Genomic DNA, 18,181 nt, shown 5'->3' on the forward strand with positions numbered 1-18,181 from the left:
TGGCAAGGTTTTGCATCTTAGGTTAGAGCGGAAGGGTCTGTCAAGAGCCCGGGTTGGGTCGGGAAGTTTTTCAAATCTCCGGATTGCCGAATATCGCAGGGAAATTCCGGTCCATGTAATTCTCAAGGGTGGCGGCTACCTCCACCCCCGTGGCGAGCTGCAGCAGGTCGTCGAGGAGCCGGACCCCGTCTTCACGGCGGATTTCCCGGAGGATCTGCTTGACCCGTGGAATGCCGGTGGCGTTCATCGACAATTCACGGAAACCGAGGCCGAGCAGGATCAGGCTGTAGCGGGGCTCACCCGCCATTTCGCCACACATGCCGACCTCGATTCCGGCGTCCCGGCCAGCCTGGCAGGTCATCTGCAGGGCTCGCAGTACCGCCGGATGGAGCGGCTCGTAGAGATAGGCGACATGCTCGTTGCTGCGGTCGACAGCGAGACAGTACTGGATCAGGTCGTTGGTGCCGACGGAGAAGAAGTCAACCTCGGCCGCGAGCAGGGGAGCGATGATCGCGGCGGCCGGGGTTTCGATCATCACCCCCACCGGCAGGTTGTCCGCTACCGGAATGCCTGCGGCGAGCAGCTCGTCACGGGCCTCGGCGAGGCATTCCTTGCAGTGACGGATTTCGGCGACCCCGGAAATCATCGGGAACATCACCCGCAGGTTGCCATGGACGCCGGCACGCAGAATCGCCCGCAGCTGAATATGGAACAGGCGGCGCTCCTTGAGGGAGAAACGAACGGCCCGCAGGCCGAGCGCAGGATTGCTCTCGTCGCTGAGGTTGATATCCGGCACGAACTTGTCGCCGCCGACATCGAGGGTGCGGATGGTGACCGGATGCGGCGCCATCCGTTCGGCCAGTTCGCGGTAGACCTGGACCTGTTCCTCCTCGTCGGGGGGAAGCGGACGGTTCATGAAGAGGTATTCGGTACGAAACAGGCCGACCCCTTCGGCGCCGAGGTTGAGGGCCCCGGCAATCTCGGCTGCAGTCTCGATGTTGCAGCGCAGCGCCACCCGCTCGCCGTCACGGGTCGCCGCGGGCAGTTCGCAAAAGGAGAGGAGCTGCTGCTCCTGGTATTCATAAGCCTGTTTTTTCTGCAGATATTCGCGAAAGGTTTCCGGGGACGGGTTGAGAATGACGGTGCCGGCGCTGCCGTCGACGATCAGCGGGGTCCCCGGCGGGATCAGGGAGGTCACCGATTCCAGGCCGACAACCGCCGGAATCCCAAGGGAACGCCCCAAAATCGCCGTATGGGAGGTCCGGCCGCCGACATCGGTGACAAAGCCGTTGATCTTGCTGCGGTCCATCTGCATGGTGTCGGCGGGAGAGAGGTCGTGGGCGACGATAATGACCTTGCGATCGATATCCCGCAGCGACTGCTGCCCTACCCCTTTCAGGTTGCGCAGCAACCGATCCCCGATGGAATCGATATCGGAGCGCCGCTCGCGCAGGTATTCATCCTCAATCTTGTCGAAGACCGCCCGCACCCGGTCGAGGGTCGCTTTGAGCGCCCCTTCGGCATTGACCAGTTCTTCCCGGATGGTGCGGATGGTCTTTTCGACCAGCATCTGGTCTTCCAGGATCAGCAGATGGGTATCGATGATGTAGAGATGTTCTGAGAGCTGGGCATCGTCGACCCCGTCGCGCACATCCCGAAGCTGTTGCTTGGAGAGGTCGAGGGCGGCGCGAAAGGCAGCAACCTCCCCGTCGACTTCCGCCGGCGTTATCTGGCGGTCAATGGTTGCCATCCGTGCCCGGTTGACCAGGTAGGCTTCGCCGATGGCAATCCCCGGCGACGACCCGATGCCGACGAGGAAGGTATCGCTCGATATCTCAGTCTTCACCGAATCCATCCGTGATCAGCTGGCCGACGGCCTCCATGGCCAATTGCTCATCCTCGCCATTGGTCGTTACCGTAATCTGGGAACCCTTGGGCGCGGCGAGCATCAGAATTCCCATGATGCTTTTGCCGTTGACCTCCTCGTCATCCTTGGCGACGGTAATCTCACTGCGGAAGCGGTTGGCGGTCTGGACAAGCTGCGCAGCAGCCCGGGCATGCAGACCGAGACGGTTGACGATGGTAAAGTCAGCTTTTTGCATTCTTCAGGTCCTTTATCAGGAGACAGCCATAGCCGCCAGGGCAAGTACCAGGGCGGTAACCAGAATAACCAGCAACAGGGCCGACCAGCCCCGACGGGCCAGAACCGTGAGCAGATAGACCGGAGCAAGCAGGAAGAAGCCCCAAAGTTCGGAAACCTCCTGGCGATGGCAGGCGGAATAGACCAGAAATCCGCTCAGCACCCCGAGCAGCACAACGGTCGCCTCTTTGCAGCGCACGGCCAGATCGGGGAGTTGAAAGCGCTGGATGAACGCGACCAGCCCCATCCCGAGCCGATACCCCTGAACCAGCCCCAGACACCGCAATCCAAGGTGGGGAAGGTTGAAAAGGATCAGAAAAACCAGGGGCGCCCACAGCGACCCCTTGACCGCGATAAAGAGGGCGACACCGGCAGCCAGTGGTCGCAGCCCCCCCCAGAAGAGCGCGTCCCCGATGGCGGCGTAGGGAGCCATGATCATCCCCTTGAACTCGGCAACCCCGGGGGAAGCGGCACCGCCGCGGCCAGCATCTTCCTCCAGGGCCAGGGTGGCACCGAAGACCGGCCCGGCGAAATAGGGATGGGTGTTGAAGTAGACCAGGTGCCGCTGGTAGGCCTGCACCAAAGCTTCCCCCCGGAAAAGAAGGCGCAGGGCCGGTGCCAGGGTAAAGATGACCCCCAGGTTCTGCATCCGTTCAAAATTCCAGCTCGCCTGCAGCAGAAAGGAACGCAGCATCACTGCCACAAGGACTGCGCCGGGAAGTTCCCGATTCACCATACGCCCCCCTAAACCAGCCAGAGCACCAGCAGGGAACTGCCGAAAGCAGCTCCGAACAGGGTCCAGGAGCGATTGACGTTGACGGTTCCCAGCAGCACGGCGACCCCGACCAGCGGTAATGCGAGCTGCAAGGGGATCGCGGCGACGGAAAACCAGGGCGCAAAAACCGGCGCCAGCAGCAGCAGCGCCAGGGAACCACCCCCCACAATCGCGCCGAAGGTGGTCAGGGAAGCCAGGGCAAAATGACCGAGCCCCTGCAGGTGCAGGGTCTCGATCCGCCCCAGCCGCCCGGCGGCCAGGGCCGTTTCGGCCGCCGGTACCAGGCGATCATTCCAGTGTCGCACCAGGCGATCGGAAACCTGACCGATCTTTCCGATCGGCAGGGCAACCAGCACGCAGAGCAGAACAAACCCTGGACCGTGCAGACCAAGAGCCTGCCCCATGACGACACTGAGGGTGGTCCCGCCAATCGCGACCTGGGTGTCATCCGGGGGAATTGCCGCTCCGACCGGCAGCCGGCCGAGCCAGAGCAATTCAACCACCGAGCCCACCAGCAGTCCGCTCTGGGGGGCGCCAAGAATCAGGCCAGCCAAAGGCGCCGCCACAATCGGTCGGGCCAGCATTACCTGCATCGCCGCGGTGCGGTCGAGACCAGCGGCCACCGCCAGCAGGGTGACCCAGAAGAGATCACTTATCGGCATGTCAACCATCGCTCAGCGGCAACAGGTTCTTCCAGGGGCGTTCCCGGTCCGAGGGGATACACTGGGACATGATGCGTACTCCATCCGCCTCCAGTTGCTGCAGGTTGCCGATATCTTCGGGATCGAGGGCAATGGTGCAGGAGAGTTTCTGTTTCCCCGCACCGGCATGCATGTTGCCGAGGTTGAGCTCGTGAAACGGTGCCCCGCTGCGCAACCCCCGCAAGGCATCTTCGGAGGTGGCATACAGCAGCAGGACCCGGAAGTCATCGAGTTCGCCGGTCGACAGGAGCGCTGAACTTTCGGCAACGCTGCCAATGAGCACCTTGATTCCCTTCGGCACCGCCGCTTCCATCAGCATGCGCTGGAACGGAGCGGAGGCGGCCTGATCATTGGCCACAACGATACAATTGGCCCTGACCGCCGGGACCCAGGCTTCCAGCACCTGTCCGTGAATCAGTCGGTTGTCGATACGGACCAGAACAATACTCATGGAGACAAGACCTTCAACCGCACCCCTATTTGGTGAGAAACTCACTTGCCAGGGTAATGCCCTGCTGGCCATACGCCTTGACCAGGGCGGCCCGCTCGACCAGGGAAAGATTTTCCTGGGTATTAAAAAACTTGAGGATCATCGGCAAGTTGACGCCAGTCAGCACCTCGACCTTCCCGGGATCGAGAAAAGTAAGGCTGAGATTGGCGGGAGTCCCGCCGAACATGTCGGTCATGATCAGCACCCCGTGGCCGTCACCGCCAACCTCCTCGATGGCAGCGGCCAGGCGGCCGCGGATCTCCTCCACCGCGTCTTCCCGACGGATGGCGATACTGCGTGCCATGGCAAGCGGACCGATAATGGTACTGCAGGCCTGCAGAAACTCTTCGGCGAGGTTTCCGTGGGTGGCGATAATCAGACCGGTCATCGAATTCTTATCCCTTGTCGAGATCCCGATGGGTTGTCTGCACGGTGATTCCGGTGCCGGCAATGAGAGGGCTGAGCGCCTCGGCGAGCGCAACACTGCGATGACGGCCGCCGGTGCATCCGATTGATATCGTCAGGTAGCTCTTCCCCTCCTGGCGGTAATGGGGGAGGAGGAATTGCAGCAGGTCCCGGAACCGGTCGAGAAACTCCCGGCAGATTTCCTGGTCGAAAATAAAATCCCGGACTGCGGGGTCAAGCCCGGTCTGACCGCGCAGATCGGGATGGAAATGCGGATTGGGCAGAAAACGCACATCCATCAACAGATCAGTACCCGGGGGGATACCATAGCGAAATCCGAACGACTGCACCAGAACTGCGAGAGGGGTGGCATCGTTGCCGCCCAGAACGAGGGCGGTGACCCGGGCCCGCAGCAGGTGCGGGGTCAGCTGCGAACTGTCGGTGATCATCGTCGCCTGGCCACGAAGTCCGGCCAGAAGCTCCCGTTCGCGGTGGATGCTGTCGAGGACGCCGACACCGCCACCGACCGGGTGGCGGCGGCGGGTTTCCGAATAGCGGCGCAACAGAATTTCGTCGCTCGCTTCGAAAAAGAGGATCTCGAGACGATAACCGGCCTGCCGGATCTCGGCGAAGACCGTCTCACTGGCAGCCAGAAAACTGCGATTGCGGATATCGAGGACAATGGCAACATCGCCACCGGCGGAGGCCGCCGCCGGGCTGATCTCGAGCAGGCGCGGCAAAAGCGGTATCGGCAGGTTGTCGACGACGAAAAACCCTTCGTCCTCCAGCGCCCGGGCCGCCGTCGTCTTTCCCGACCCGGAGAGTCCGGTGATGATGATCAGCCGTTTCTGGGTCATTCGAGATTATCCCCGATGATCTCATGGGCATGCAGCCGCGCCATCTCTGCCATCCGTTTTTCCAGCCGATCCTGGAATTCCAGGGCGCTGTGATAACCCATTTCCTTAAGGAGCTGGTTGCGCGCGGCAACCTCGACGATCGAGGTCATATTGCGTCCCGGGCGAATGGGAATGCGCAGCAGCGGGATCCTGACACCGAGCAGGTCGAAGGTCTGGTCCTCGATGCCGAGGCGGTCATATTCCTTCTCCTCGTCCCATTCCACCAGTTCGATGGCGAGGTCGATCTTCTTCCGCTCACGAATTGCCGCTACCCCGAACAGGTGCTTGATATTGATTATCCCCAGCCCCCGGATCTCCATGTGGTAATGGAGCAGATCACTCCCCTCGCCGAAGAGGACGGCGGGGAGCTTGAGACGAACCTTGACCACGTCATCGGCGACCAGCCGGTGTCCCTTGAGAACCAGCTCCAGGGCACACTCGCTCTTGCCGACCCCGCTCTTGCCGAGGAGCAACACCCCCACCCCGAGGACGTCGACGAGAACGCCATGGACCGTGGTCGAGGGGAGGAGCCGTTCCTCAAGAAACTTGGTGATCAGGGAGATGAAAGTCGAACTCTGGTGATGGGTGGACAACAGCGGGATGCCGTTGCGTTCGGTCTCGCGGATCAGCAGGGGGGGCGGGGTCTGTCCCTTGGTAATGATAAAGCAGGAGATATCGAGGTGACAGAGCTTTATCAGGTGTTCTTCCGCCCGGTCCGGGGGGAGTTGCCCGAGGTAGGTCAACTCGGTCGAGCCAAGCACCTGAATCCGGTCCGGATGAAGATTGGTCGTGTAACCGGCAAGGGCCAGCCCCGGTTTCTGGATGCGCGGCACCTGCACCCGCCTGGCGAGACCGGCCGCCCCAGAGAGCAGTTGCAGGTCGAGTCCGGCTTCCGTTTCGGCCAGCAGCTCCTCAATAGTCAATCCAGCCATGCCCAGTCCCGTTCCGTGCCCCCCGCTGTATATTCTTCCCAACTGGCCTTGGCCGAGGTCTAGAGTTTCTCCTCTTCCTCGGCAATAATACGCTGCAGGTCAGCGGCGTCCTGACCTTCGAGCAAACGCTTGCGGACCTGCGGGTTCTTCAGCAGCTTGGAAATGCGCGCCAGGGTTTTGAGGTGAATCCCGACCGACTCTTCCGGCGCAACCAGGAGGAAAAAGAGATGGGCCGGCTTGCCATCCATCGAATCGAAGTCGACCCCGGAGGTGCTGCGGCCAAAGGAAATCAGCAGACGGTCAAGATCCTTCAGCTTGCCATGGGGGATGGCCACCCCTTCGCCGATGCCGGTGCTGCCAAGGCGCTCCCGCTCCTGCAGCACCCGCACCACCTCGTCGCGGCCAAGGGATTTCTCGACACGCAGCAGGGCATCGGTCAGCTCACCCAGCACTTCGTTTTTGGTCGTCCCGCGAAGTTCGGCAGCGATGGCCAGGGGGTCCAGCAGATCAACGATTTTCATAGCTAATTGTTCTCGCCTCCAGAAGCTGAAAAACCGGACGGAGCGGCACAGTCTGCCCTCTCCGTCCGGTAGCCATCGCCCCTTATCTTGCCTGGGGAATAATCAAACCGTAATTGCCGTCCTTGCGCCGGTATACAACATTGACCTCTTCGGTCCTGGCATCGGTGAATACCAGGAAATCCTTGTGCAGCAGGTCCATCTGCATGACCGCCTCTTCCACCTCCATCGGCTTGACCGGGAAGCTGTCGGTCCGAATGATGACCGGTTCGCCCTGCCCCTCGTCAATGCTTTCCGCCGCGAGCACCGATTTCTGGACCTGGCGCTCCTTTCCGGCGTGGGGCTTGTGCATCTTGATTTTTTCCTTGTAACGCTTGAGCTGACGCTCAATCTTGTCGACCACGTTATCAATGGCCGCATACATGTCGTTGGTCTCTTCCGACCCCTTGATGGTGATCCCCTTGGCGACGATGGTCACCTCGGCACGGTGACGGATTTTTTTCTCGACGGAGATGGCAACCTGGGCATCGATCGGCTCGTCGATGTATTTCTTGACCCGGGAGACTTTCTCTTCGATATAAGCGCGAACCGGCTCACTCGTTTCCATGTGACGGAATGTAACGGCAATTTGCATGTGGACCTCCTGGAAAATCCCCGTCCGGGGGGGTGATATCAGTTATTTGTTGTGATTATACCACCGGCTGCTGCGATGGCCACGACCGGCCTGACTAGAAGAGCCTTTTGCGTTCCGTGGAAGAACCGATCCCAAGCATTTCACGGTATTTGGTGACGGTCCTGCGCGCGATATCGATGCCATGGCGCTTGAGTATGTCTACAATCTTCTGGTCCGAATAGGGCTTCTTGGGGTTCTCTCCCGCAACGATATCCCGAATCTTGCTCTTCACGCTCTCCGACGCCACCGACTCACCTTCGGTGGTGTTGATGCCGCTGTTGAAGAAATACTTGAGTTCGAAGAGCCCCTGCGGGGTCTGGACATACTTGTTGGTGGTCACCCGACTGATCGTCGATTCGTGCATCTCGATGTCTTCGGCGACATCGCGCAGAACCAGGGGGCGGAGGTGCTCGATCCCCCGATCGAAGAAATCCCGCTGGAACTTGACGATGCTGCGGGTGACCTTGTAGATGGTCCGCTGGCGCTGATGGATACTCTTGATCAGCCAGACCGCGCCGCGCATCTTCTCCTGGATGTATTCCCCGGCCTTGGCATCGATGCTCGAAGCGCCGGAGAGGGCATGGCGATAGAAGGAGTTGATCCGCAGGTTCGGCAGTCCTTCGTCATTGAGCACGACGACATACTCCTCGCCGATCTTGTAGACGAAGATATCCGGAATGATATAGTGGACATCGTCATGGCCGAAAGGAGTACCCGGCTTGGGATCGAGTTGGCTGATCACCTTGGCCGCGCCCAGAACCTCGTCGAGAGTCGCCCCGACCGCCTTGGCAATCGCCTGGAATTTCCGGTTTTCGAGTTCACCGATAAAATCCCGCAGAATGGTCTCGACCAGGGTGCCGACCATGTCCAGTTGCCGGACCTGCAACAGCAGGCACTCCTGCAGGCTTCGCGCGGCCACCCCGGGCGGGTCGAAGGCCTGAACCTGGCCCAGGACGGTCTCGACCTCCCCGCTGGTACAGCCGCAGGCCCCGGCGATTTCTTCGGGTGTAGCGGTCAGGTAGCCGTCGTCATCGATGTTGCCGATGATCTCGGTAGCCACCAGCCGCTGCAACCCGGATATTCGCGACAGTCCCAACTGCCAGAGGAGGTGATCGGAAAGGGTGCTCTTCTTGGTCAGCAGGTTTTCATAGGAGGGGCGATCTTCGTCTTCTTCGTAGGAGTCGGCCACCGTACCGCCAAGGTTGTAGCCTTCGAGGTAGGTCTGCCAGTCGATATCATTCAACCCCTCGTCGCCACCGGCAACTTCCTTAACTTCCTCGGAAGCGGATGCGGACTCATCCGTCCTCTCGGCCTCGGCCGCGGCGGTTTCTGCTTCCTGGACTTCCTCGGCGCCTTCTTCCAGGACGGGATTCTCCTCCAGTTCCTGCTGCACCAGTTCGACCAGCTCCATGCGTGACAACTGCAAAAGCTTGATCGCCTGCTGCAGCTGGGGAGTCATCACCAGTTGCTGGCTCAGTTTCAGTTGTTGTCGGATTTCAAGGGCCATTGTTCTCCTGCAGCCGGTGACCATCAAGTGGACAGAAGGTCCCAACCATCAAAGGCTGAATTTTTCTCCCAGGTAAATCTGTCGCGCCCGGGGGCTCGCGGCAATTTTTGCCGGCTCGCCAAATTCGAGAATTTCACCGTCGCTGAGAATATAGGCCTGATCACAGACCCCCAGGGTCTCCCGGACATTGTGATCCGAGATCAGCACCCCGATCCCCCTCTCGCGCAACTGCCCGATGATCGTCTGGATGTCGATGACGGCAATAGGGTCGATGCCGGCAAAGGGCTCGTCGAGAAGGATGAAAGATGGTTCCAGGACCAGCGCCCGGGCAATCTCCACCCGGCGGCGTTCGCCACCGGAGAGGGAATAGCCGAAAGAACGGGTAATATGGGTCAGGCGCAGCTCCTCGAGCAACTGGTCGCAACGTCGCCGCTGCTGACGGGAATCGAGGTCAAGAGTCTCCAGGATCGCAAGCAGGTTCTGTTCCACGGTCAGCTTGCGAAAAACCGAGGCTTCCTGGGGGAGGTAGGAGATCCCGGTCCGGGCGCGCTGATACATGGGGAGCGGGGTCAACTCGGTATCGTCCAGAAAAACCTGCCCCTGGTCGGGGCGCACCAGTCCGACCACCATGTAGAAACTGGTCGTCTTTCCGGCGCCGTTAGGACCGAGCAGACCGATCACCTCTCCGGAGGCAACCTCGAAATCGACGTTGCGCACTACCTCGCGGCCCCGGTAGGCCTTGCAGAGGCCCCGGGCCAGCAAGCGCCGCTTCAAGGCTTCACCCCCCGGGGATGAAAGACCGCATTGACCCGGGAGCCCTGGTCGCTTTTGACGATACTGCGCTCCTCGTCGAGAAAGACGATAATCTCATCCCCCTCCAGAAAGTCATCCCCCTGGTAAACCCGCGGCGACCCGGTCAGAACGATCTTTCGTTCGGCGTTGAAGAAACTCGCCTTTTCGCCCGTCGCGATACGGTTCCCCTGGACGATTCGCACCGCCCCCGTCGCATCGATCCGTTCGATATCCCGACCCGAGTCCGGATAGACCAGCATCAGTTCACCGGCGTAGATGGCGACATCTCCCTGGCGGGCGACAACATTGCCGGAAAAGCGCACCTGATGAAGCTTGTCGTCGGCCTCAAGCCGGTCCGAGGTTACCGAGACCGGGGCATCGGCCTGCAACCCCGGCGGCGCAATCTGGGCAAATGCCGGCACTCCGCTGCAAAGAGCAAGCATGAGAAATCGAGCTGCCAGCCATCGGGTCATGGGTGCTCCCTGCTAAATCCACGGGGGAATTCGGCTTTTACATCGGCAAGTAGGGTCAAGGTCCGGTCGACGACATTCAGGCGCATGCCACGGCCACGGATCGTCCCCGTTGGAGCTTCCAGCCGTACCGGCAGGTTGGTACTGATAAAACGGTCGCTTTCGCGGTAATCGAGGCGCTCGGTATAAAAGCTGTACCCGGCCGGGCTGCGAACCACTACGTTCCCGGTGGCGGTCACCTCGCGTTTTTCCGGCGCCAGTTCGCCGTGATCGGCCTGAACCCTGAGTTCACCCAGCCGCTGGTCGAAGAAGGTCATGCGCACATTTTCAATCCGCCCAACCCCCTCGGTCAGGTTATGCGCGGCAGAATCGGCCGTCAGGGTCCAGGTCCGCTTGCCATCGCGCGTCTCGGTATAGTCAATCTTCTTCAGCGAGAGGTCAACGTTCTTCGGCAGCCCCTCAAGAACTTCTTCCGGAGCATTCCCCTTCAGGTTGCTGGCAATGAATAGGGCGAGGGCGGAGGCGAGAGCCAAGATTACAAACGCCAGGCCATTGCGTAGTTGCAGTCTCTTTTTCATAAGCTGGGCCAGTATAACACTCGGCGGAAGGGCATGTAAAGACCAATCGGAGGATTTGGCACGGGATTTGTATGGGACCCTCAGCCGCCCTCAAAATAGCGGGCCGTCACGGCGGTCCAGGCTCCCGACTCCTTGAGCAGCAGGTCGCAGACTTCCCGGACCGCGCCCCTGCCGCCAGGTCGCCGGCAAACATAGTGAACATGCGGCTTGACATCTTCAGCCGCGTCGGCAACCGTCGCCGCAAACCCGACCCGGCGCAAAATCGGCAGATCGACGACGTCATCGCCGACATAGGCGACTTCCGCGTCGGTCAGGCCAAGCTCGGCGAGGATCCCCCGGTAGGGCACAAGTTTGTCCTTGATCCCCTGGTGGAGAATATCGATACCGAGTTCCGCGGCCCGCACTTCGACCAGTCGCGACTGGCGTCCGGTGATGATGCCGATACGCACTCCGGCCCGCTGAAGCAGTTTGAGACCGTGACCGTCCTTGACATCGAAAGCCTTGGTTTCGACGCCATGGTCGTCATAGACGATGCGCCCGTCAGTGAGGACACCATCAACGTCAAGAAGGAGCAGGCGAATGGCACGGCAACGCTCCTTCATCAGACCACCCCCGCCTTGAGCAGATCATGCAGGTGGATGATGCCGACCGGAACCTGGTCCGCCTCCCCCTCGAAGACAAAGAGAGAGGTAATCGAATACTCTTCCATCTTCTGCAGCGCCTTGGCTGCGAGGTTGCTGCGCAGGATCCGTTTCGGGTTGCGGTTGCTGAAATCACCGATCGGCCGGTTTAGAATCTCGATCCCTTCACCAAGGGCGCGGCGCAGGTCACCGTCGGTAAATACTCCGCAGAGACGACCGTCGGCAGTGCCGACCCCGGTGATGCCCAGCTTCTTGCTGGTAATCTCAAAGAGGGCTTCCTTGAGCAGGGTCGATTCCGGCACCATCGGGATGTCCTTCCCGGTGTGCATGATATCCTCCACCCGCAGCAGCAGCCGCTTACCGAGGGCGCCACCAGGGTGAAAAAGAGCAAAATCCTCTTCCTTGAAGCCGCGTTCGACCAGCAGGGCCACCGCCAGGGCGTCGCCCATGGCCAGGGTCGCCGTGGTACTGGCCGTCGGCGCCAACCCGAGTGGGCAGGCCTCCTCGCGAATCGAGATGTCGAGGAAGACATCTCCGGCCCGGGCCAGGGTGCTTTTCGGATTGCCACTCATGGCAATCAGGGGGAGCCCCATGCGCTTGATCACCGGCAGGATCCGGGTGATCTCTTCGGTCTCCCCCGAGTTGGAAACGGCAATCACCACGTCCCCCTTCATCAACATCCCGAGGTCGCCGTGAATCCCCTCGGCAGGGTGGAGAAAGAGCGCCGGGGTGCCGGTGGAGGCCATGGTGGCGGCGATCTTCTGGCAGATGAGACCCGACTTCCCCATCCCGGTGATCACCACCCGCCCCTGGCAGGCGAGGATCATCGCCACCGCCCCTTCGAAACGGGCATCGACCCGGTCAACGAGGGCGAGGATGGCTTCCGCCTCGATGCGCAACACCTGTTTTGCCTTTTCCAGCATCGGTGATTTCTCCCGGTTCCTGTGGTCGTTGAAAGGGCCGCTTATTTCTTGACGATCGCATCGATCGCCAGGAGGTCTTCCAGCATCGGCCGCAGGTCTTTAAGGTAAAGGGAGTTCGGTCCGTCGCAGAGGGCCGCCTCCGGGTTCTCGTGGACTTCCCAGAACAGCCCGTCGATTCCGGTCGCCACGGCGGCGCGGGAGAGGGCACCGACGAACTGCCGCTGCCCGGCCGAGGAGGTCCCGGCGCCGCCGGGGAGTTGTACTGCATGGGTCGCATCCATGATCACCGGGCAACCGGTTTCGCGCATGATCGGCAGCGAACGCATGTCGACCACCAGGTTGTTATAGCCGAACGAGGCGCCGCGTTCGGTCAGCAATACCCGGTCATTGCCGGCCGCGGCCATCTTGCCGACGGCGTTTTTCATATCCCAGGGGGCCAAAAACTGCCCCTTCTTGATATTGACCGCCTTGCCGGTCTTTGCCGCAGCGAGCAGCAGGTCGGTCTGCCGTGACAAAAAAGCGGGGATCTGCAGGATGTCGAGAACCTCGGCCGCGACCTCGACCTGGCTGATCTCGTGGATGTCGGAGACCACCGGCACGTCGAACTCGCGCTTGATCCGCGCCAGGATCTTCAGCCCTTCCTCCATCCCCGGGCCGCGAAAGGCAGCGATCGAGGTCCGGTTGGCCTTGTCGTAGGAAGCCTTGAAGACCAGGCCGATACCGAGATCCCCGGTCAGGCGCTTGAGGAATTCGGCAATCCGCAGGGTGAGAGACTCCTCCTCGATAACGCAGGGGCCGGCGATCAGAACCAGAGGGCGATTGCCGCCAAAGACGACGTTGCCGATCCGGATTTCACGGGTCATCTTATTTCTCCCCACGATGTTTCAGGCAGGCGCCGACGAAGGATTCGAAGAGCGGATGGGGCGCCATCGGCCGCGAGCGGAACTCGGGGTGGAACTGGCAGCCGAGGAACCAGGGGTGGTTGGCCAGCTCGACAATCTCGACCAGGTCAAGCTCCGGGTTGCTGCCGGAGATAACCAGACCGGCCTTGCGCAAGGTGTCGCGGTAACTGTTGTTGAATTCGTAACGATGGCGGTGGCGTTCGCTGATCGACTGCTGCCCGTAAATCCGGCGTGCCTGGGTCTTGGCGGCGAGATCGCAGGGATAGGCGCCGAGGCGCATCGTCCCCCCCTTCCCTTTCACCCCCTTCTGCCCTTCCATGATGTGGATGACCGGGTTCTTGGCCTCTTCCCGGAACTCGGAGGAGTAGGCATCCTCGATGTTGCAGACGTGGCGGGCAAATTCGACCACCGCCATCTGCATGCCGAGGCAGATACCAAAGAAGGGGAGCTGGTTTTCCCGGGCGTGGCGAATCGCCGCAATCTTTCCTTCGCTCCCCCGTTCACCGAAGCCGCCCGGTACCAGGATGCCGTCGGCACCGGCAAAGGTATCGCCGACGCCATGGCGCTCCAGGGCTTCGGAATCGACGTAGGTCAGATTGACGCGGCAGTCGTTGGCGATGCCGCCGTGGGTCAGGGCTTCGGCCAGGGACTTGTAGCTCTCGGTCAGCTCGACATACTTGCCGACGATGGCAATGGTCGTCTCGCCGGCCGGTTCGCGCACCCGCTTGGCGATCCGCTCCCAGTCGGAAAGGTCGGGCGCCTTGGTCCAGATATTGAGGAGTTCGACCAGCCGCTCGTCGAGCCCCTGGTCGTGGTAGACCTTGGGGACCTCGTAGATCGACTGCACGTCACGGGCGGTGATGACCGCCTCTTCACGGACGTTGCAGAAGAGCGCGATCTTCGCCTTCATGTCCCGGGGGATTTCCCGGTCGCAGCGGCAGAGGAGAATGTCGGGTTGAATGCCGATCTCGCGCAATTCCTTGACGCTGTGCTGGGTCGGCTTGGTCTTCAGTTCACCGGCGGTGGGGATATAGGGGACGAGGGTGAGGTGGATGTAGAGAACATTTTCGTGGCCGCGGTCGGTGCGAAACTGGCGGATCGCCTCCAGAAAGGGCAGGGACTCGATGTCGCCGACGGTCCCGCCGACTTCGATGATGGCAAGATCGACCCCCTTGGCATTCTCGAGGATCTTTCCCTTGATTTCATTGGTGATATGGGGAATGACCTGGACCGTCCCGCCGAGGTAGTCGCCACGGCGCTCCTTGCGGATGACCGAGTCGTAGACCTGGCCGGTGGTGAAGTTCGATTTGCGCGACAGGGTCGCGGTGGTGAAGCGCTCGTAGTGACCGAGATCGAGGTCGGTCTCGGCCCCGTCATCGGTAACAAAGACCTCGCCATGTTGAAACGGGCTCATGGTCCCGGGGTCGACATTGATATACGGATCCATCTTTTGCATGGAAACCCGCAAACCCCGGGCTTCGAGGAGAGCCCCGATGGAGGCGGCGGCGAGTCCCTTGCCCAGAGAGGAGACGACACCGCCGGTAACAAAAATAAACTTGGTCTTCATGGGGACTCCTTTGGCAGCACGGAAACCTGCCCCAATGCCGAAGCAGGCAGGATCAAAATCGAAATTTTACACATCGGGGTGGCAAAAGAAAACCCCAATTTCACCCCTTGACCCTGCCGCCACGCAGGAGTTCGACGACCCGCTGCAGATCCGCCGGGGTATCGACCCCCTGGGTCGGAAGAGCGGTCTCCGCCACGCGGATGCGAAAACCGTGTTCGAGCGCCCGCAACTGCTCAAGTTTTTCAAGATTTTCCAGCGGGGTGACGGCCAGTTTGGGATAGGTGAGGAGGAAATCCTTGCGATAGACGTAAAGACCGACATGCTTGAAGCAATTGAGGCCGGCAAGATCCTCGGGGAGGAGGTCGCCGAGGTCGCGGGCATGGGGGATCGGCGCCCGGGAGAAGTAAAGGGCGAACCCCTGGCGGTCGGTCACCACCTTGACCACATTGGGGTTGCGGAACTCTTCCAGCGAGGTCAGGGGGCATTTGAGGGTCCCCATCGGGATGCCGCGATTCTTCTTCAGCGGCGCCAGCGCCTGTTCGATCATTTTCGGGTCGATCAGGGGCTCGTCCCCCTGCACGTTGACGACCAGATCGGTTTCGATGCGCGCAGCGACCTCGGCCAGGCGGTCGGTGCCGGTGGGATGATCCGGCCGTGTCATTTCGACCTCGCCGCCGAATGCCCGCACGGCGTCGGCAATGCGCTGGTCATCGGTAGCGACGACCACCCGGTTGATCCCGGAGGCCCGGGCGGTCCGCTCGCAGACCCATTGGATCATCGGTTTGCCAAGCAGGTCGGCGAGAGGCTTGCCCGGAAAGCGGGTGGAGGCAAAGCGGGCGGGAATAATCGCGGTAACGCGCATGATGGAACGAATCCTTTCACTGCTGCTGGAAGCCGCCCGTAGAGTAAAGAAATCGCAGGGGGAAGTCAAGCCATGCAGCAGCGGGGGGAACGCGCCCGAGGCGGCGACCCGCAAGGGATCAGCGGCGGCGCTGGCCGCCGAAAAGGGAGCCGAGCAGGCCGCGCAACAGCTGGCGCCCGAGTTGACTGCCGATGGCGTGGGCGGCGCTCTTGGCGGCCGCCTCCAGCAGCACCTTCTGCCGGTTTTCCGGGGCGGCCGGGGGCTTCCCGTTCCCCACCTCGGGCACCGCCCGGGCAGCCCGGATCTTGAGGCGTTCGTAGGCAGAATCGCGATCAATCGTCTGCTCGTACTGCCCGGCCAGCAGCGAGGCGGCGACCACCTGCTGCCGTTCGGCAGGAGTAAGGGGGGCCAGGCGGCTGCGGGGTGGACAGACCAGTGCCCGTTCCACCGGCGTCGGCGCACCGCGGGAATCGAGCACCGAGACCAGCGCCTCGCCGACGCCGAGTTCGGTAATGGCGCGGGCGACATCGAGTCCGGGACGGGAGCGAAAGGTCTCCGCCGCCGCCCGTACCGCTTTCTGGTCACGAGGAGTAAAGGCACGCAGGGCGTGCTGGACGCGATTGCCGAGCTGGCCGAGGATGGTGTCAGGAAGATCAAGGGGATTCTGGGTAACGAAATAGATCCCGACCCCCTTGGAGCGAATCAGCCGCACCACCTGCTCGATGGTCTCGAGCAGCGCCTTGGGCGGATCGGCGAAAAGGAGATGGGCCTCGTCGAAAAAGAAGACCAGGCGCGGCTGGTCGACATCGCCGACCTCCGGCAAGCGCTCGAAGAGCTCCGCCAGCAGCCAGAGCAGAAAGGTGGCGTAGAGCTTCGGCTGCTGAATCAGCCGGTCGGCGGCCAGGATGTTGATGACGCCGCGACCGTCGCCGGCAGTTTGCAAAAGGTCCTCGAGATCGAGACCCGGTTCCCCGAAGAAACGCGCCCCCCCCTGCTGCTCGAGGGCGAGCAGGGCACGCTGAATGGCACCGATGCTCGCCGCCGAGATGTTCCCGTACTGGGTGCGGAAGGTCGCCGCCTGGTCGCCGACGAAACGCACCATCGCCTGCAGGTCTTTGAGGTCGAGCAGCAGCAACCCCTGGTCGTCGGCTATCTTGAAGACCAGGTTGAGGACTCCGGCCTGGGTCTCATTGAGGTCGAAGAGCCGGGCCAGCAGTAGCGGCCCCATTTCCGTCGGCGTGGTGCGCACCGGGTGCCCCTGGGCGCCGAAAAGATCCCAGAAGACCACCGGAAAGCCGGCCGGATTGAAATCCGTGAGCCTAAGGTCTGCGGCCCGCTGTTGGATCCGCGGCTGGTCGCCGCCGGGGTGGGCCAGGCCGGAAAGATCCCCCTTGACGTCGGCGACAAAGACAGGAATGCCGCGGGCGCTGAATTGCTCGGCCAATACCCGCAAGGTAACAGTCTTGCCGGTACCGGTAGCGCCGGCGACCAGTCCGTGCCGGTTCGCCATGGTCGGCAGGATGCCGATGAAGTCCGCCCCTTTGGCAATGGTCAGCTGATTATTGTCACCCATGACAGACGCTCCAGGTTCGCAAATGGGGTCCCCTTCCGAGAGGGACAGGAGAGATGGCAACAGGTTGGTTTCAGCTCCCCGGCCCGGGACGGACGAAGATTTCCCGCGCCAGCTCCTGGTCGACGGCGAATTCGGAATGACCGATGCGGAAGATGTAGCTCGGGTAGGCGCGCTTGAGCAGTAACTGGTTGCCGGGAAGAACGCCCATGCTCATCAGTTTCTGCATCTTCTTCGGCTCGGCGGTGGAGAGATAGGCAATTTCGCCGACTTCGCCCGCTTTGAGTTCGGTCAGGGCGACCACCCCGGGCGCACCCTGCTGTTTGGCGTCACGGCAGCACCGGCCAGGAGGAATCGGCCGGCCATGGGGACAGGTCGCAGGGTGGTTGAGCAGGGTGCAGAGCTTGGTGTCGACGGCGCCGCGCAACAGGTGCTCGAATTCGCAGGCCTTCTCGTCCCCTTCCGGACCGCGGATATCAAAGATGTCCATGGTCAGGCGTTCGGCCAGCCGGTGCCGGCGCACTGCCATCTGCGCCTCCTCGCGCCCTTCTTCCCGCAAATGAACCCGCTCCCCTTGGATATCGACAAAGGCGAGCCGGTCGAGTTCCTCCAGAGCGGCGTCATCGGGACGGAGCCCGAGGGTCTCAAGCAGGGCGCCGTGGTCCCCTTTCTCCTCGGTCGCAATCCAGAGCGCCTCGAGGATATCTTCTGCCTGGTGCGAGATCATCATGAATCCTCCTTCTCCCCCTTGGCCCTGGAACGAGTCAGTTTTTGCAGAAATGCCGGCACCGACGGATTGGCGTACCCGCAGTGCGGACAATGAACTTTGCGACAGCCAC

The 18,181-nt window shown here is 61.7% G+C and carries 21 protein-coding genes; all 21 read right to left on the reverse strand.

Annotated features, from left to right (window positions below; translation table 11 throughout):
- Window positions 1–70 precede the first annotated feature (70 nt).
- Entirely contained in the window at window positions 71–1,855 is a 1,785-nt protein-coding gene (gene ptsP, locus DBW_RS10825; protein WP_066727545.1) for a phosphoenolpyruvate--protein phosphotransferase, read from the reverse strand.
- Complete coding sequence (locus DBW_RS10830) at window positions 1,836–2,102, reverse strand: HPr family phosphocarrier protein (protein ID WP_066727546.1); 267 nt, start codon at window positions 2,100–2,102, stop codon at window positions 1,836–1,838. Before DBW_RS10830 ends, ptsP begins: the two co-directional genes overlap by 20 nt.
- Window positions 2,103–2,117: 15 nt before the next feature.
- Window positions 2,118–2,873, reverse strand: coding sequence for a PTS system mannose/fructose/sorbose family transporter subunit IID (locus DBW_RS10835; protein WP_197463633.1), 756 nt, complete (start codon window positions 2,871–2,873; stop codon window positions 2,118–2,120).
- Window positions 2,874–2,884: 11 nt separating this feature from the next.
- Window positions 2,885–3,577 (reverse strand): PTS sugar transporter subunit IIC, encoded by a 693-nt coding sequence (locus DBW_RS10840; RefSeq protein WP_066727548.1) that lies wholly within the window; start codon window positions 3,575–3,577, stop codon window positions 2,885–2,887.
- Window position 3,578: 1 nt separating this feature from the next.
- Window positions 3,579–4,067: a PTS system mannose/fructose/N-acetylgalactosamine-transporter subunit IIB gene (locus tag DBW_RS10845; RefSeq protein ID WP_066727549.1), complete on the reverse strand. Its 489-nt coding sequence runs from the start codon at window positions 4,065–4,067 to the stop codon at window positions 3,579–3,581.
- Window positions 4,068–4,092: 25 nt separating this feature from the next.
- A complete protein-coding gene (locus DBW_RS10850; protein ID WP_066727550.1) occupies window positions 4,093–4,494 on the reverse strand; it encodes a PTS sugar transporter subunit IIA in 402 nt (133 codons plus the stop codon).
- Between the two features lie 7 nt (window positions 4,495–4,501).
- Window positions 4,502–5,368 carry an RNase adapter RapZ gene (rapZ, locus tag DBW_RS10855; RefSeq protein WP_066727551.1) on the reverse strand — a complete coding sequence of 289 codons (867 nt, stop codon included), beginning with the start codon at window positions 5,366–5,368 and terminating at the stop codon, window positions 4,502–4,504.
- The gene (gene hprK, locus DBW_RS10860) at window positions 5,365–6,339 is read right to left on the reverse strand and encodes an HPr(Ser) kinase/phosphatase (protein ID WP_066727552.1); all 975 of its coding nucleotides are present in this window, start codon (window positions 6,337–6,339) and stop codon (window positions 5,365–5,367) included. The genes rapZ and hprK overlap by 4 nt, the downstream gene beginning before the upstream one ends.
- Window positions 6,340–6,398: 59 nt before the next feature.
- Window positions 6,399–6,860: a PTS sugar transporter subunit IIA gene (locus tag DBW_RS10865; protein ID WP_066727553.1), complete on the reverse strand. Its 462-nt coding sequence runs from the start codon at window positions 6,858–6,860 to the stop codon at window positions 6,399–6,401.
- Window positions 6,861–6,942: 82 nt separating this feature from the next.
- Window positions 6,943–7,491 carry a ribosome hibernation-promoting factor, HPF/YfiA family gene (hpf, locus tag DBW_RS10870; protein WP_066727554.1) on the reverse strand — a complete coding sequence of 183 codons (549 nt, stop codon included), beginning with the start codon at window positions 7,489–7,491 and terminating at the stop codon, window positions 6,943–6,945.
- A 94-nt stretch (window positions 7,492–7,585) separates the two neighbouring features.
- The gene (rpoN, locus tag DBW_RS10875) at window positions 7,586–9,037 is read right to left on the reverse strand and encodes an RNA polymerase factor sigma-54 (RefSeq protein WP_066727555.1); all 1,452 of its coding nucleotides are present in this window, start codon (window positions 9,035–9,037) and stop codon (window positions 7,586–7,588) included.
- Between the two features lie 48 nt (window positions 9,038–9,085).
- Complete coding sequence (gene lptB / locus DBW_RS10880) at window positions 9,086–9,811, reverse strand: LPS export ABC transporter ATP-binding protein (RefSeq protein WP_066727556.1); 726 nt, start codon at window positions 9,809–9,811, stop codon at window positions 9,086–9,088.
- Complete coding sequence (gene lptA, locus DBW_RS10885; protein WP_066727557.1) at window positions 9,808–10,302, reverse strand: lipopolysaccharide transport periplasmic protein LptA; 495 nt, start codon at window positions 10,300–10,302, stop codon at window positions 9,808–9,810. The genes lptB and lptA overlap by 4 nt, the downstream gene beginning before the upstream one ends.
- Window positions 10,299–10,877, reverse strand: a complete 579-nt coding sequence (gene lptC, locus DBW_RS10890) for an LPS export ABC transporter periplasmic protein LptC (RefSeq protein ID WP_082820306.1) — start codon at window positions 10,875–10,877, stop codon at window positions 10,299–10,301. Before lptC ends, lptA begins: the two co-directional genes overlap by 4 nt.
- 80 nt (window positions 10,878–10,957) lie before the next feature.
- Complete coding sequence (locus DBW_RS10895) at window positions 10,958–11,479, reverse strand: KdsC family phosphatase (RefSeq protein WP_066727559.1); 522 nt, start codon at window positions 11,477–11,479, stop codon at window positions 10,958–10,960.
- A complete protein-coding gene (locus DBW_RS10900) occupies window positions 11,479–12,441 on the reverse strand; it encodes a KpsF/GutQ family sugar-phosphate isomerase (protein WP_066727560.1) in 963 nt (320 codons plus the stop codon). The genes DBW_RS10895 and DBW_RS10900 overlap by 1 nt, the downstream gene beginning before the upstream one ends.
- A gap of 41 nt (window positions 12,442–12,482) precedes the next feature.
- Window positions 12,483–13,304, reverse strand: a complete 822-nt coding sequence (gene kdsA / locus DBW_RS10905; RefSeq protein ID WP_066727561.1) for a 3-deoxy-8-phosphooctulonate synthase — start codon at window positions 13,302–13,304, stop codon at window positions 12,483–12,485.
- Between the two features lies 1 nt (window position 13,305).
- Window positions 13,306–14,910 carry a CTP synthase gene (locus DBW_RS10910; RefSeq protein ID WP_066727562.1) on the reverse strand — a complete coding sequence of 535 codons (1,605 nt, stop codon included), beginning with the start codon at window positions 14,908–14,910 and terminating at the stop codon, window positions 13,306–13,308.
- A 100-nt stretch (window positions 14,911–15,010) separates the two neighbouring features.
- Window positions 15,011–15,772, reverse strand: coding sequence for a 3-deoxy-manno-octulosonate cytidylyltransferase (gene kdsB / locus DBW_RS10915; RefSeq protein WP_066727563.1), 762 nt, complete (start codon window positions 15,770–15,772; stop codon window positions 15,011–15,013).
- Window positions 15,773–15,890: 118 nt separating this feature from the next.
- Window positions 15,891–17,345 carry a helicase HerA-like domain-containing protein gene (locus DBW_RS10920; RefSeq protein ID WP_066727564.1) on the reverse strand — a complete coding sequence of 485 codons (1,455 nt, stop codon included), beginning with the start codon at window positions 17,343–17,345 and terminating at the stop codon, window positions 15,891–15,893.
- A gap of 70 nt (window positions 17,346–17,415) precedes the next feature.
- Window positions 17,416–18,072 (reverse strand): metal-dependent transcriptional regulator, encoded by a 657-nt coding sequence (locus DBW_RS10925; protein ID WP_066727565.1) that lies wholly within the window; start codon window positions 18,070–18,072, stop codon window positions 17,416–17,418.
- Window positions 18,073–18,181 lie beyond the last annotated feature (109 nt).

This window comes from Desulfuromonas sp. DDH964 (assembly GCF_001611275.1).
Classification (GTDB): Bacteria; Desulfobacterota; Desulfuromonadia; order Desulfuromonadales; family DDH964; genus DDH964.